This window comes from Acinetobacter sp. ANC_7682 (assembly GCF_056779795.1).
Genome location: NZ_JBWYIQ010000002.1, coordinates 103,621 through 116,696 on the forward strand (window position 1 = coordinate 103,621; position 13,076 = coordinate 116,696).

The 13,076-nt window shown below is 40.3% G+C and carries 11 protein-coding genes; 4 read left to right on the plus strand and 7 right to left on the minus strand.

What is annotated here, in order from left to right; translation table 11 throughout:
- Positions 1 to 90: 90 nt before the first annotated feature.
- The 5 genes from rsfS to AC1M9D_RS01365 form a co-directional block, all read right to left on the minus strand.
- Entirely contained in the window at positions 91 to 498 is a 408-nt protein-coding gene (rsfS, locus tag AC1M9D_RS01345) for a ribosome silencing factor (RefSeq protein WP_035265319.1), read from the minus strand.
- A 99-nt stretch (positions 499 to 597) separates the two neighbouring features.
- Positions 598 to 1,371 carry a hydroxypyruvate isomerase family protein gene (locus AC1M9D_RS01350; protein ID WP_481611340.1) on the minus strand — a complete coding sequence of 258 codons (774 nt, stop codon included), beginning with the start codon at positions 1,369 to 1,371 and terminating at the stop codon, positions 598 to 600.
- A 12-nt stretch (positions 1,372 to 1,383) separates the two neighbouring features.
- The gene (locus AC1M9D_RS01355; RefSeq protein WP_481611341.1) at positions 1,384 to 2,256 is read right to left on the minus strand and encodes an NAD(P)-dependent oxidoreductase; all 873 of its coding nucleotides are present in this window, start codon (positions 2,254 to 2,256) and stop codon (positions 1,384 to 1,386) included.
- A 38-nt stretch (positions 2,257 to 2,294) separates the two neighbouring features.
- Positions 2,295 to 3,083, minus strand: a complete 789-nt coding sequence (locus tag AC1M9D_RS01360) for a crotonase/enoyl-CoA hydratase family protein (RefSeq protein ID WP_481611342.1) — start codon at positions 3,081 to 3,083, stop codon at positions 2,295 to 2,297.
- 109 nt (positions 3,084 to 3,192) lie between these two features.
- Positions 3,193 to 5,997, minus strand: coding sequence for a GacS-like sensor histidine kinase (locus AC1M9D_RS01365; RefSeq protein WP_481611343.1), 2,805 nt, complete (start codon positions 5,995 to 5,997; stop codon positions 3,193 to 3,195).
- Between the two features lie 151 nt (positions 5,998 to 6,148).
- On the opposite strand from AC1M9D_RS01365, the gene cysM reads away from it, so the two are divergent.
- Genes cysM through AC1M9D_RS01385 form a run of 4 tightly spaced genes read left to right on the plus strand, consistent with a single transcriptional unit; the run spans position 6,149 to position 11,644 of the window.
- Entirely contained in the window at positions 6,149 to 7,069 is a 921-nt protein-coding gene (gene cysM / locus AC1M9D_RS01370; RefSeq protein ID WP_481611344.1) for a cysteine synthase CysM, read from the plus strand.
- A gap of 16 nt (positions 7,070 to 7,085) precedes the next feature.
- The gene (locus tag AC1M9D_RS01375; protein WP_035265329.1) at positions 7,086 to 7,907 is read left to right on the plus strand and encodes a 3'-5' exonuclease; all 822 of its coding nucleotides are present in this window, start codon (positions 7,086 to 7,088) and stop codon (positions 7,905 to 7,907) included.
- 9 nt (positions 7,908 to 7,916) lie between these two features.
- A complete protein-coding gene (rlmD, locus tag AC1M9D_RS01380) occupies positions 7,917 to 9,284 on the plus strand; it encodes a 23S rRNA (uracil(1939)-C(5))-methyltransferase RlmD (protein ID WP_481611345.1) in 1,368 nt (455 codons plus the stop codon).
- Between the two features lie 53 nt (positions 9,285 to 9,337).
- A complete protein-coding gene (locus AC1M9D_RS01385) occupies positions 9,338 to 11,644 on the plus strand; it encodes a RelA/SpoT family protein (protein WP_179998623.1) in 2,307 nt (768 codons plus the stop codon).
- Positions 11,645 to 11,699: 55 nt separating this feature from the next.
- Here AC1M9D_RS01385 and AC1M9D_RS01390 read toward each other — a convergent pair whose 3' ends face one another.
- Both AC1M9D_RS01390 and AC1M9D_RS01395 read right to left on the minus strand, forming a co-directional pair.
- Positions 11,700 to 12,131, minus strand: a complete 432-nt coding sequence (locus AC1M9D_RS01390) for a hypothetical protein (RefSeq protein WP_092768319.1) — start codon at positions 12,129 to 12,131, stop codon at positions 11,700 to 11,702.
- Positions 12,132 to 12,210: 79 nt separating this feature from the next.
- A complete protein-coding gene (locus AC1M9D_RS01395) occupies positions 12,211 to 12,987 on the minus strand; it encodes an SDR family oxidoreductase (RefSeq protein WP_035265333.1) in 777 nt (258 codons plus the stop codon).
- Positions 12,988 to 13,076 lie beyond the last annotated feature (89 nt).

Genomic DNA, 13,076 nt, shown 5'->3' on the forward strand with positions numbered 1-13,076 from the left:
AAATTAGTGAGTTCTTTTTTGTTGGCTTTATTGTTATAAATTTAAAATGCGCAGTATAAAAAAGCGACCAAGAAGGTCGCTTTAATATGTTTATGCTACAGAATCTGTAGTTGAAGCATTACGCCATAAGTTTTCTAGATCATAAAACTTACGTGCTGTAGGTAACATCAGATGTACTACAACAGTGCCAAGATCAACAAGGATCCATTCTGCATCGCTTTCGCCTTCAATACCGATAGGGCGAAAACCTGCTTTACGTGCTTCATCAGCGACGTTGTTTGCAAGCGCTTTCACGTGACGTGTAGAAGTACCTGAAGCAATGACAATTGCATCTGCAACATTGCTCACTTCGCTAACATCAATCGTTGTGATTTCTTTTGCTTTAACGTCAAGCAATGCTTCTTGAACAACTTTTAAGCAAGCTTGAACGTCTTGTTTTGGAGAATTCAAAGAGAGTTCGTGAGAATTAGAAGCGCCGGGCGATGGTTCTAAATTCATGAGAAGTGTATTTTCCTGACTATAACTCATCTTTCACTATAGCGCTTTCTGCTTGAAAATTCAAACTTTGAACAAATTTCATACCACAATATGATGATATTAAAGAAGTTTATTTTTCCATGTGAAAGAATTTGTTGAATGAGATTGGGGGCGATATTCGGCTGCGACAAATCCTTCATACGTGCTATTTGCAATGCATTCAAAAATAGCGGGATAGTCAATTATCCCTGTGAGTGGTTCATGTCGACCTGGTACATCTGCAAATTGGATATGCCCAATGTGTTGCATATTTTCTTTGAGTGACAGAATCAGGTCTTCTTGCATTCTAGCCATGTGATAGCAATCGAATTGCATTTTTAGAGCTGGATGATTGACGTCTTTCAGTAACTCTTTGGCTTGATGCATTGTTTGAATCATGAAGTTGGGCATATCAAAGCCATTAATCATCTCAAAAACGGGTTGAATCCCATGCGCTGTGAAGATCTCGCTGACAAATTTAAGATTTGAGACTAAGGTTTCATAGCAGACCTGATATTCAACATTATCTGGTTGCTTGCCAGCCAAAATATTCACTCGAGGTATATTGAGTGAGCATGCATATTCAATCGCTAAGTCAACAGCTTGTTTGAATTCATCAGTTTTACTTGGGCTACTTGCTAATCCGCATCCGCCTTGCATTAAATCTCCGGCAGGAACGTTGATGAGACACAAGCTAAGTTGATGTTCATTGAGTTCATGCTGAATTTGCTTAATACTCAGCTCATATGGAAATTGAATTTCTACATGTTGGAACCCATATTCAGCAGCCAGCGCAAAGCGTTCAATGAGTGGAACTTCTGTAAAGATCATCGATAAATTGACAGCGAGCTTCATATTGAATGCGACCTATTTATTGTTTTGTTCAACTTGCAGAATGACTGAGGCAAGGTCTGATTCAGAAAAGCCGTTGGATTGATGCGCTTTCAATTGTTCTAAGGCTTGTTGAGCGACAGGAATATTAAGGTCAAATTGTCGAGCCAAACTCAAGGCATTATTTAAATCTTTAGACAGCGTCTGAACTTTCCATTGCACAGGCTCAAACTCATGCGTTGCCATACGTGGTGTTAAAATTTGAAAAGGTTTAGAGTCGGCGAATCCACCTGCTAAGGCAGGTGCAAGCAGTTGAGTATCAACACCCGCCTGATCTGCTAAAGCAACAGCTTCTGCGATGAGTGTGCTATTTGCAGCAACGATGAGTTGATTACAAATTTTGGTGGCTTGTCCTGTTCCAGTTCCACCCATACAGGTTACACGTTGTGAAAGAACTTGATACATTGGTTGTAAAGATTCGATGATGCTCGATGGTCCGCCAGCAAAAATAACTAAACTGCCATTTTCAGCACCAGCTGTTCCGCCCGATACAGGAGAATCTATCCAATGCGCTGATTTCGCAGCGGCACGTTGTGCAAGATTTTTAGTTTTATCCACAGATAGACTTGAGAAGTCCACAATAATCTGCTCGGGTTGAATCAGTGATTCAATTTGAGAAAAAACAGCCTCTACCGCATTGTCATCGGCTAAACAAGTTAGGATCAGATCAAATTGTGCTATCTCAGAGATTTGAAGGGGATGTGCCCCAAGCTGGATTAACGGCTCACATACATTGGGGCTTCGGTTCCAGACAGCAGTGTAAAACCCAGCCTGTATCAATCGAGTCGCCATTCTGCTACCCATTAAACCCATACCTAAGAATGCGATTTTAGTTTGACCATTAATCATTGTTGAAGCTAATCCCTTATCTAAGTTTGAAAACCAATTTATTTAAATTGACGTGGTAAAAATTCCAAATCTGGATTTTTATCTTTTTTACGCGCGATTTGACTGTTTTTGCCAAGGAGTAATTTGAGTTGCCAAATTTTCTCAAGACGAAGTGATTTTTGGGGTGCGTGTTCCATTGCATCTAAGACTTGTTTGACTGCGGCTAAGGCATCTGGTGAGCGTTGCAACATTTCTTCGGCAAGCTTTTGAGCTTTTTGCATCGGCTTGTCATCAACATGCGTGATCAATCCAATTTCTTTGGCATATTGACCATCAAATACACGTGCTGTTAATGATAATTCTTTGGCTAGGTCGACTCCAATAATACCTTTGATTGAGCGCGTTAACCCCATATCTGGAACTAAGCCCCAACGGGTTTCCATGATCGACATTTGGGTATTGGGGTGGGCAATTCGAATATCAGCAGCTAAAGCCAATTGCATACCTGCACCGAAGCAATACCCATCAATAGCTGCAATGACTGGAACAGGGAGTTCTTGCCAGATTAAAAAAGCTTTTTGAAATAGACTTTGACCAGGCTTAATGAGTTCCCATGCGGCATAAGCACGATTTTGTGGATTATTCAGGTCTGTTAAATCAATACCTGCACTAAATACGTTGGCTTCACCAGTGAGAATCACACAGCGGATAGTACGATCAGATTTAATTTTTTTTGCGACTTGCACCAACTCTTTCAAAAGTTGAAAGCTCATCGCGTTACGTTTGTCGGGACGATTCAGAAAAACCGTCGCAATTCCATTATTTTTTTCTACACGTATTACAGCCATTATTGTGACTCGAGTTTATTGTTCCTTGTTTAAGCATAACATGTCCAAAATAGACTGTCGTGACAGTAGAGTCATCACGTATTGCCTAATACAGTGTGTTGATCGTCTATTAATGATTCAGAATAGACTCGGCTGCTTCTTTTACTTGTACAATCGCATCTTTTAATTCATCCAGCCGTTTCATCACATTTTCAATAAATTGCTCATCTGCTTTTCTACGCTCTTTACGCAGCGTTGAAACGAACTGTTCAAATTCACCTGTGATGTTTTGTAAATTCGGAGTGCCGACGTAGCGTGTTGCCCCATATAAACGGTGTAGTACATGTTCGAGCTGCGGATAATCTTCAAGTTCGATGAGTTGTTCTATTTCAGCAAGTTCATTCGGGAAGCTGTCCACCAGCATCTTCAATAAATCTTGTGCTAAATCTTCTTTATTCGCTGCCAATTGAACGCACTGTTTCCAATCTAAAACCTGATGATCTAAGGTTTCGATACGTAAAGTTTTTTCTTGGGATTTAATTGGATGAATAAACTTATCACTGCTCCAATGGGTCAGAATCCGAATAATCTGATCCATTTGGATTGGTTTGGTGACATAGTCATCCATGCCGACTTTAAGTAATTTTTGTTTCTCATCTGCTAAAGCATGTGCTGTGAGTGCAATGATTGGTGTGTGACGTCCCTCGATGGTGGATTCTAACGATCTGATCGCACGAGTCGTATCGATGCCAGACATCACTGGCATTTGAATGTCCATAAATATCAGATCAAACGGCTTTTCATCATTTTGAATCTGTTGTTGTAAAATTTGTAGTGCCTCTTGTCCACTTTGCGCTTTAGTTGTTTGAACATTAATTTCGCCGAGCAAAGCTTCTAAAACGATTAAGTTTGGTAGATGATCGTCTACTGCAAGTACATGTAAATTAAGGGCTTTAAAGTTATCATGAGGTTCAACTTCAAATATTGGCTGATTTTCCAAGAGCTGAATTAATGATGAGCGGCTCAGAGGTTGATACAGTGGCCTCGCTTTGTATTCATTCAACATGTTGAGGTCGAGTGCCATCTGATAGCCATATACGGCTAAGTGACCTTGATAACGTCCGCGAATCTCTTTTAATAAAGCCTCTGGATCACCACTGTGATCTACAATCAACCACGTATTTTCAGGATGATGTGTCAAACCGTTTAGACGGCTGAATAAATCTAGAATGGATTGAGCTTCTGTGTGTTCAACACCGTAATTTTCTAAATAATGACGTAAAACATTCGCAGTTGCAGGGTGGGCTAAATAGGAGATGACACGCATGTCATGGAATTGCGGATGAATAATTTCATATTCATCAACCGCAAATTTCGCAGTAAACCAGAATGTTGAACCCTTTTCAGTTGGGGCGCGTTCTTGGTTATCTTCAAAGCCAATTTGGCCATGCATCAGATTAACCAATTGTTTTGAGATTGCTAAGCCTAAACCTGTGCCACCAAATTGACGAGTGACGGAAGCATCGCCTTGAGAAAAAGATTCAAATAACCGTTTCCGATCTGTACCACTTAATCCAATACCACTATCTTGAACACTGAAATGTAATAGGCAATGTTCTAGATCGTCATGCTCCATGCGAACACGTACAATAATTTCACCATCAGGGGTGAATTTAATGGCATTTGAAATCAGGTTAGTCAAAATCTGTTTACAACGTAAAGCATCGCCAATCACATACTTTGGAATGTTATCGGCATAGTAGAGGGCCATGTCGATATTTTTTTGGGCGGCTAATGGCGACAACATGTCCATAACATCGAAGATCGCTTCTTCTAAATCAAATGATGCGGTTTCTAATTCAAGTTTACCGGCATCAATTTTTGAAAAGTCCAAGACGTCATTGATCAGTGCTAAAAGATGTGCTGATGATTTGCGAATCGTTTGCAAATACAGGCTTTGATCATTGCTGAGATTCTCTTGGCGCAATAACAAGTGAATAAAACCATCGATACTATTCAGCGGGGTACGCAACTCATGACTGATATTGGCAAGAAAAACAGATTTTGCCTGATTGGATGAGATGGCCTGATCGCGTGCTTGTTTATAAGTAATATTTTGCACTTCAAGTGTATCAAGCGTACGTCTTAAATCGTCTTCGGTCTGCTCGGTATGTTCCTTCAGCTCTAAAAAGCTGAAATGTAGACGCTTCACGACATTCGCAATATCACGTTGGAGTAACCTTAACTCGCCAGTACTATTGATGACCATGTGTTGGTCGAGTGTGTCTGCATTGAGTCGCTGTAATTGCATACGTATTTCGTACATAGGTGCAATCCAACGTCGTGAATAAAAGTTCAAGCACAGTAATAAGAGTAAAAGTGTCAACAAACCCGTCGTGATCAGTACAATGAAAACACGATATTGAGAGATGGCGAGAGGTTGATTATCTAGCTCGATAACAAGCCATTTTTTACTTTGATCAGGCGTATTTAATGCTAAGCCATAAATATGATTATGTTGATCTTTAATCGGACCAAATGTTTGTACATTGGTCGGGAAGCTAGGCCAAGGTTTTTCATTGCGATAGCCTAACCCAAAATAAGGTTTTTGTTGTTGGTCTAGGACTGCGACACTGAGTAAATATTTTTCATTAAACATCTTTTGTAAGATGCTTTTAGCGCGGTCTTGTTGCGCTTGTGAGGGGTTTTTTTCTAGCGCAATAAGTAGGTTTTCTGTCGTGTATTTATAACGACTTAAAATTGCATTTGCGGCAAAGCGTTGTTCTGATTTTGCGGAATTAGAAGTCTCTGTGAGTACCAGTGCAGAACCAACGCTTGCCAGTACCGCAATGGGTACAAAAATGAGGGCAATCAATTGCCCATAAGCATGGTTTAGTTTTAAGCGATTGAAGATTTTTTTATTCAAATTCGACATGTGCAGAGTGACTCATTCCCCATGTTGGGCATATTAGCACGCTTTAAAAAAATGATGGTGCTTTAATCACCCTCATTAAAAAGCCTTTGAAATTGATGCAGTGAGATACTTTTTTTCATACAATACCTGCACCTCAATATGGGTGCAAATAATGAGTAATACACAAGTAGATTTTCAATCAGACGATTTTTTATTAGACCACTATGTGGGTAAAACCCCATTGGTTAGGTTACAGCGTCTGGCAAGTCATACTCAAGCGACTGTATTGGCAAAACTGGAAGGGAATAATCCAGCGGGCTCTGTCAAAGATCGCCCAGCATATAACATGATCATGCAAGCTGAAAAACGTGGTGACATTAAGCCAGGTGATACGCTGATCGAAGCGACTAGTGGTAACACAGGTATTGCATTAGCCATGGTAGCGGCAATGCGTGGCTATAAAATGAAATTGATTATGCCTGCAAGTTCTAGCCAAGAACGCAAAGATGCAATGCGTGCGTATGGTGCTGAGCTTATTGAATCCGAGAATATGGAAGAAGCTCGTGATATCGCATTGAAAATGGAAAAAGATGGTCTAGGTTTGGTGCTCAATCAGTTTGGTAATCCAGACAATGTCCAAGCACACTATTTGACAACTGGTCCAGAAATTTGGCAACAAACTGGCGGTAAAATTACGCATTTTGTAAGTTCGATGGGCACAACGGGAACCATCATGGGGATTTCAAAATACCTCAAAGAACAAAATCCAGATATTCAAATTATTGGTCTACAGCCATCTGAAGGATCGAATATTGCAGGTATTCGCCGTTGGCCTCAAGAATATTTGCCGACGATTTTTGATGCTTCTCGTGTTGATCAAATTATGGATATTCCACAAATTGAAGCTGAAAAAATGGCTCGTCAATTGGCACGCAAGGAAGGAATTAGTGCTGGTACTTCTTCTGGTGGTGCAGTTTGGGCATCAATAAAAATCGCTGAACAACATCCTGGTGCTGTGATTGCATGTATCGTGTGTGATCGTGGTGATCGTTATCTCTCTACGGGGTTATTCTCTGTAGAAGATGAACAATAAATTCGAGTAAATCTATATGCGCTTACCTGTTTTAGTGTTTGATATTGAAACATTGACCGATCTTAAATCAGGAGCGCATCTATATGGCTTAGATTTACCAGAAGATAGTATTGAACAAGCGCTGAGTAAGTTAAGACGTCAAGAAGCGGGCACTGACTTTCAGCGACTTGCTTTACATGAAATTGTCTGTATTTCAGGACTATGGATTGATGAAAAGGCGGGAATGAAATTATTTTCATTCAGTCGTGAACATTATTCAGAACCTGAAATTTTACAAAAATTTCTATCAATTTTTGATAAACGTAATCCGACTTTAGTCAGTTGGAATGGCTCCCAATTTGATCTGCCTGTTATTATGTATAGAGCAATGTATCATGGGTTGTCTGCGCCAAGTCTGTTTGATCAAGGCGAAATTGATACACAAAAGCGCTATAATAACTACCAGAATCGTTACCATCATCGTCATATTGATTTGATGGATTTTATGGCAATGTTTAATGCGCGTCACTTCCAAAAACTGGATGATGTCGCCTATATGCTCGGTTACCCGGGTAAGCGCGGAACACCAGGTTATTTTATCCCTGAATATGTTCGTAACAATAATTGGATAGAATTAACCAGTTATTGTGAAGGGGATGTTTTAAACACATGGTTAGTCTATCTGCGCTATGTATTGTTAAAAGGACAGATTTTGCCTGAAGATCATCGTCTCTGGATTCAAGCGACGATTCATTATCTTCAAGGTCAACCCCAGCAAACAGAATTTTTGCGTATTTGGCAAGAAACTGCTGAAAAAACTGACTTCACCGCCTCGGATTTTAAATCAACTCAACATTAGGTTATCTCTTTGAAACAACGTGCCGCACATCGCTCATCTCAACTTCCTCGTTATACATTTACAGTTGAGAGACTTTCACACGAAGGGCGAGGGATCGCACATTTTCAAGGACAGGAACATCCTCAAGACAAATTGGGTAAAAAGGTCTTTATTCGTTTTGCACTGCCAGGAGAAACAGTAGAAGCTCAAATTACCCATCAGGCAAAAAAATTAGAAGAAGCTGATTGTGTGCAGTTGATTGGGGCGCCGAGTCCAATTCGTACACAGCCAGTTTGTCCACATTTTGGAAAATGTGGAGGCTGTAATATGCAGCACATAAAATTAGATGAACAAATTCGTTTAAAACAATCAGTTTTAGAGTCGCATCTCACCCACTTTGCAGGTACTCTTCCAGAGTCGTGGCTAGAACCATTGTGTTCGACACGTGAAGATTATCGTCACAAGGCTCGTATTGGCGTTCGCTACATTGCTAAAAAAAATAAATTAGTCATGGGTTTTCGTGAGGCTCAATCTAATCAGCTTACTGAAATTAAAACCTGCAAAATTTTAGATGCAGAGCTAGATGCTGCGTTACCTCACCTCAAGGTACTCCTTGAAAAACTGAAGTCAAAAACAGATATAGGTCATATTGAATTGGCGAAAGGAGATCAAGAGGTTGCACTTTTGATACGTCATACCAACAAATTACCGCAAAATGATGTCAACCAACTGCGTGAATTTGCGTTAGAAAGATCATGGCAGCTTTATTTGCAACCCGCTGGTGTAAGTAGTGTTCATCGTGCGGATGGTGACCTATCTGAGCGATTACATTACTCACTACCTGATTTTAACGTGACGTTTGGTTTTAAACCGACTGACTTTACTCAGGTTAACCCCACCATTAATCCTCAAATGGTTAAGCTGGCATGTGAATTGCTTGACCTGAGCGGAAATGAGCGTGTTCTTGATTTATTCTGTGGTCTAGGGAATTTTTCATTGCCACTTGCACGTTCTGTAACACGGGGTGAGGTCGTCGCGGTGGAGGGAAGTGAGGAAATGGTGATGCGTGGGACAGAAAATGCACTGAAAAACGGCATCACAAACGTAAAATTTTATGCTCAGGATTTAACGCAAGATTTTTCGCAACATTCTTGGGCAAATCAAGGGTTCGATGCACTCTTAATAGACCCACCACGCGCTGGAGCTGAAGAAATTATGCACTATGTGCCAAATTTTGGTGCAAAAAAAATCGTCTATGTTTCCTGTAATCCTGCTACATTAGCACGTGATACGGGGATTTTAGTACAACATGGCTATCAGTTGAAGAAAGCTGGTGTGATGGATATGTTCAGTCATACAGGCCATGTTGAATCTATTGCTTTATTTGAAAAAAGCTAGAGCTAAGTGTTGATTTAATAAAATGAAGATTAGATTTAAAAAAGGAGAAGGGTATGGTCACAGTACGTGAGCAGTTACCTGGACGACTGACTGAGTTGTCTGAGGAAACGACTGTAGAGCATGCCGCTGAAGCGCAACTTGGTTTAGCAACTTGGCTAGACCGTGCGCGGATTATTTTAGACGGTGCAGAACTTAAAAAATTAGAAGAAGTCGCTCTTAGTGTTTTAAAAAAAGAACTGACTTCTGATCACCATCATAAAACCAATACCTTCGCGACCGGTTTAGGTATGGCAGATATTTTGGCTCACCTACATGTTGATGAAGATACTTTGTCAGCAGCGATGCTTTATCGTAGTGTGCGTGAGGGCATGACGTCGCTTGAGGAGATTCGTAAAAGCTTTGGTGAAAGTGTCTACAATTTGGTGAAAGGCACTTTGGCAATGGGTAAGTTGTCAGAGCTGATCGAAAAAAATAAACGTTTAGAAGATCACTTCAATAATAATCAGCGTGAACATTTAACTGGGATTTACAAGATGTTGATCTCAGTAACAGAGGATGTTCGCGTTGTATTAATCAAGTTGGCTGAGCGTACGCTGGCTTTGCGTGAGTTGGCAAACTCTCCAAAAGAGCGTCAAGAGCGTGTCGCACGAGAAATTTTGACCATTTACTCTCCCTTGGCGCATCGTCTTGGTATCGCGCAGTTAAAATGGGAACTTGAAGATCTTGCGTTCCGTTATTTAGCACCAGAGCGCTATAAAGAAATTGCATCTTTGCTCAATGAAAAACGCTTAGAGCGCGAACAATATATTCAATTCGTGGTCGATAAGCTGAAAAGTGAGTTGCTGAAGCATGGCATTGAGGCTGAAATCTCAGGTCGTGTGAAACACATTTATTCGATTTATCGAAAAATGAAAAGCAAGAACTTAAGTTTCGATCAGCTATATGACATTCGAGCTGTTCGTGTACTGGTTCAGAATGTATCTGAGTGTTATCACGCTTTGGGGATCGTACACCAAATCTGGCGTCATATTCCCCATCAGTTTGATGATTACATCACTAACCCGAAAGCCAATGGTTACCGCTCTTTACATACCGCAGTGATTGCTGAAAATAAATCTTTAGAGATTCAAATCAGAACCACTGAAATGCATGAAGAAGCTGAGTTAGGCGTTTGTTCTCATTTCAATTATAAAGAAGGTGCGAAAACTACAGATTATTCATTTAATCATCGTTTACACTCTTTACGTTCGGTGCTTGAGCATTATCAAGAACGAAATGAAGCAGGTGCGCATCCGAATGAAGACGAAACTGAAAATTTCAATCAGCTTCAAGATTTTGAAGATTTTGAAAAAATTTATGTTTTTAGTCGTGATGGTGACATCAAAGAATTACCGCGTAATTCAACCGTTTTAGATTTTGCATACCATGTGCATACGGAGGTTGGCAACAAGTGTTATGCAGCACGTGTGAACCAACGTTATGTTCCACTGACTTATACATTAAAAACAGGTGAACAAGTCGAGATTTTGACCAAGAAAGATCGTGAGCCAAATCGTGATTGGTTGGTGAACTCTTTAGGTTATATCAAGACAGCGCGTGCAAGAGATAAATTACGCCATTGGTTCAGACAGCAAGACCGTAGTAAGAACTTAGAAGTTGGTCGAGAGATTCTCACTAAGGAATTATCACGTCTTGCAATTCACCCAAAAAGTATTGATTTGAGTGATTATTGTGCTCATTTTAACGTTAAAACGGGTGAGGATATTCTTGTATCTTTGGTGAGTGGAGATATCAGTCTTCATGCATTGATCAATCAAGTCAATCGTCATATGCACTTGGATCAAGATGAGCCTGAGTTGGTCCTGAAGCCAGCATTAAATCCACGGGCGAGTCATACATTATCAGCGCATGGGATTCTGATTGACGGTTTGGATAATGTTGAACTACATATTGCACAATGTTGTCAGCCTGTTCATGGTGAGTCGATTGCTGGATATATCACACTCAATCGTGGGGTGAGTATTCATAAGGTGGCTTGTCCGGATTATGTGCGTATGATCAGCCAAGAACCTGAACGCGCTGTTGAAGCAGATTGGGAAATGCAACCGACAAGAGGGCAGAGTGTCCAAATTGTGGTTGAGGCTTATGATCGTCGAGGACTGCTGAAAGATCTAACCCAAGTGATTTTTGCAGATCAGATTAATATTCGCCAAGTGAATACCATTTCGGAAGCGGATGGTATTGCCAATATGAAACTATTGATTGAGGTCAAAGGTTTGGCTCAATTGTCTCGTTTGTTGGCTCGATTGGAACAGCAACCAGGCATCATTAGCGCAAGACGTTTGGTTCAAGGAAATTAAAAAAAAGCCTGCTTTAGCAGGCTTTTTTATGACTGATCACTCAAATAGCGTTAAATCAGATTTTGCATTTTTTAGAACCTTGATAGATTCCAATATTATCGATGTTTGCTTGCGATGCAGCTTTGATCTGTTGCTGTAATGGAATATTTGCAGCATCAGAAGTATCGCTTTCACCCGCTACAGAGTTTGCAACTTGCCCCATTTTTGTTGCTTTTTCTGAGTTGCCACCGAAAGTAGATAATGCATTACCTGCCATACCCGCCCATTTGCTCAATGATTTAGCTGGCGTTTGGGTTGCAGCAGCTGCAATATTTTTATCAGCATTTTCTAAGTTACGCTTAGCATTGGCTTTTTCAACAGCTAGTGTTGCACAATCCATTGCCTTGAGTTCAGCAGTTGAGTGTTGTTTCGTTGGTAGTTCACCCGCAGCTTGAGCAAGAGTCGTTGTTAAAGCAGTAGCGATAGCTAAAGTTAAAATTTTTTTCATTATATATTCTCATTTGTAACGCATTGTTATAAATGCCCCTGTTGGGGCGAGAGAATATTACAAAAATGAGACAAATTTATCATTTCTTTTTACTTAACAATAAATTTGTCACCCTATTGATCAATTGGGGACTGAATCTTGACAGGTGATACATCAGTTCAGTTTTGATGCCAACAGTATGGTGAGTCACGGTTAAGTGATGGTTTTTTAAACGTGCGACACGGTAAATTTCCTGAGCAACGTCTTGGGCGCTGAGACTGACTCCCATATTTTGAATCGTACCCGCATCCATGCCTTTTACCATGGCAGTCTGAACAAATAATGGCATGATGTCTAATACGCGTATTCCATATTTTTGCCATTCAACATCAAGACCTTCTGTAATGCCGCGAACAGCAAATTTACTTGCTGAATAGGACACTAAATCAGCTTGACCATAGATAGCAGAAGCAGAGGACATATTGATGATACGTGCGTGGGAGGCCTGTTTTAAGAAAGGGAGCGCAGCGTGACAGCCATTGAGAACGCCGTTAACATTGATATTAAATGTTCGATGATGCGATGAGATATCTGTATTTTCGAATGCCCCTGAATATAAGATGCCAGCATTATTTAATAATATATTTATTTCACCAGCCCATTCGTTGAACTCAGTTAAAGCACTTTGCCATTGGTCGTATTGGGAAACATCTAGCAAACCCGCTTTAGCATTTGGCCCTAAAGATTGAGCCAATTGTTCAGCTTGTTCGAGATTGATGTCATAAATACCGACTTTATAACCTTGCTGATAGAATAGTTTTGCGGTAGCTGCGCCAATCCCTTGTGCTGCGCCACTGATAAAAATGCTAGATGTCATCGAAAATCCTTGTTGTTTTACATCATTTTATGTTCCTAGTTGAGCATAAGATTGTTCATTGAATCAACAATATCTTTAAACTCATCATT

Bases quoted from the DNA above. Each gene is read 5' to 3' on its own strand.
- rsfS (WP_035265319.1), bottom strand. From the start codon at position 498: ATGAATTTAGAACCATCGCCCGGCGCTTCTAATTCTCACGAACTCTCT.
- AC1M9D_RS01350 (WP_481611340.1), bottom strand. From the start codon at position 1,371: ATGAAGCTCGCTGTCAATTTATCGATGATCTTTACAGAAGTTCCACTC.
- AC1M9D_RS01375 (WP_035265329.1), top strand. From the start codon at position 7,086: ATGCGCTTACCTGTTTTAGTGTTTGATATTGAAACATTGACCGATCTT.
- AC1M9D_RS01360 (WP_481611342.1), bottom strand. From the start codon at position 3,083: ATGGCTGTAATACGTGTAGAAAAAAATAATGGAATTGCGACGGTTTTT.
- AC1M9D_RS01390 (WP_092768319.1), bottom strand. From the start codon at position 12,131: ATGAAAAAAATTTTAACTTTAGCTATCGCTACTGCTTTAACAACGACT.
- AC1M9D_RS01355 (WP_481611341.1), bottom strand. From the start codon at position 2,256: ATGATTAATGGTCAAACTAAAATCGCATTCTTAGGTATGGGTTTAATG.
- AC1M9D_RS01365 (WP_481611343.1), bottom strand. From the start codon at position 5,997: ATGTCGAATTTGAATAAAAAAATCTTCAATCGCTTAAAACTAAACCAT.
- AC1M9D_RS01395 (WP_035265333.1), bottom strand. From the start codon at position 12,987: ATGACATCTAGCATTTTTATCAGTGGCGCAGCACAAGGGATTGGCGCA.
- cysM (WP_481611344.1), top strand. From the start codon at position 6,149: ATGAGTAATACACAAGTAGATTTTCAATCAGACGATTTTTTATTAGAC.
- AC1M9D_RS01385 (WP_179998623.1), top strand. From the start codon at position 9,338: ATGGTCACAGTACGTGAGCAGTTACCTGGACGACTGACTGAGTTGTCT.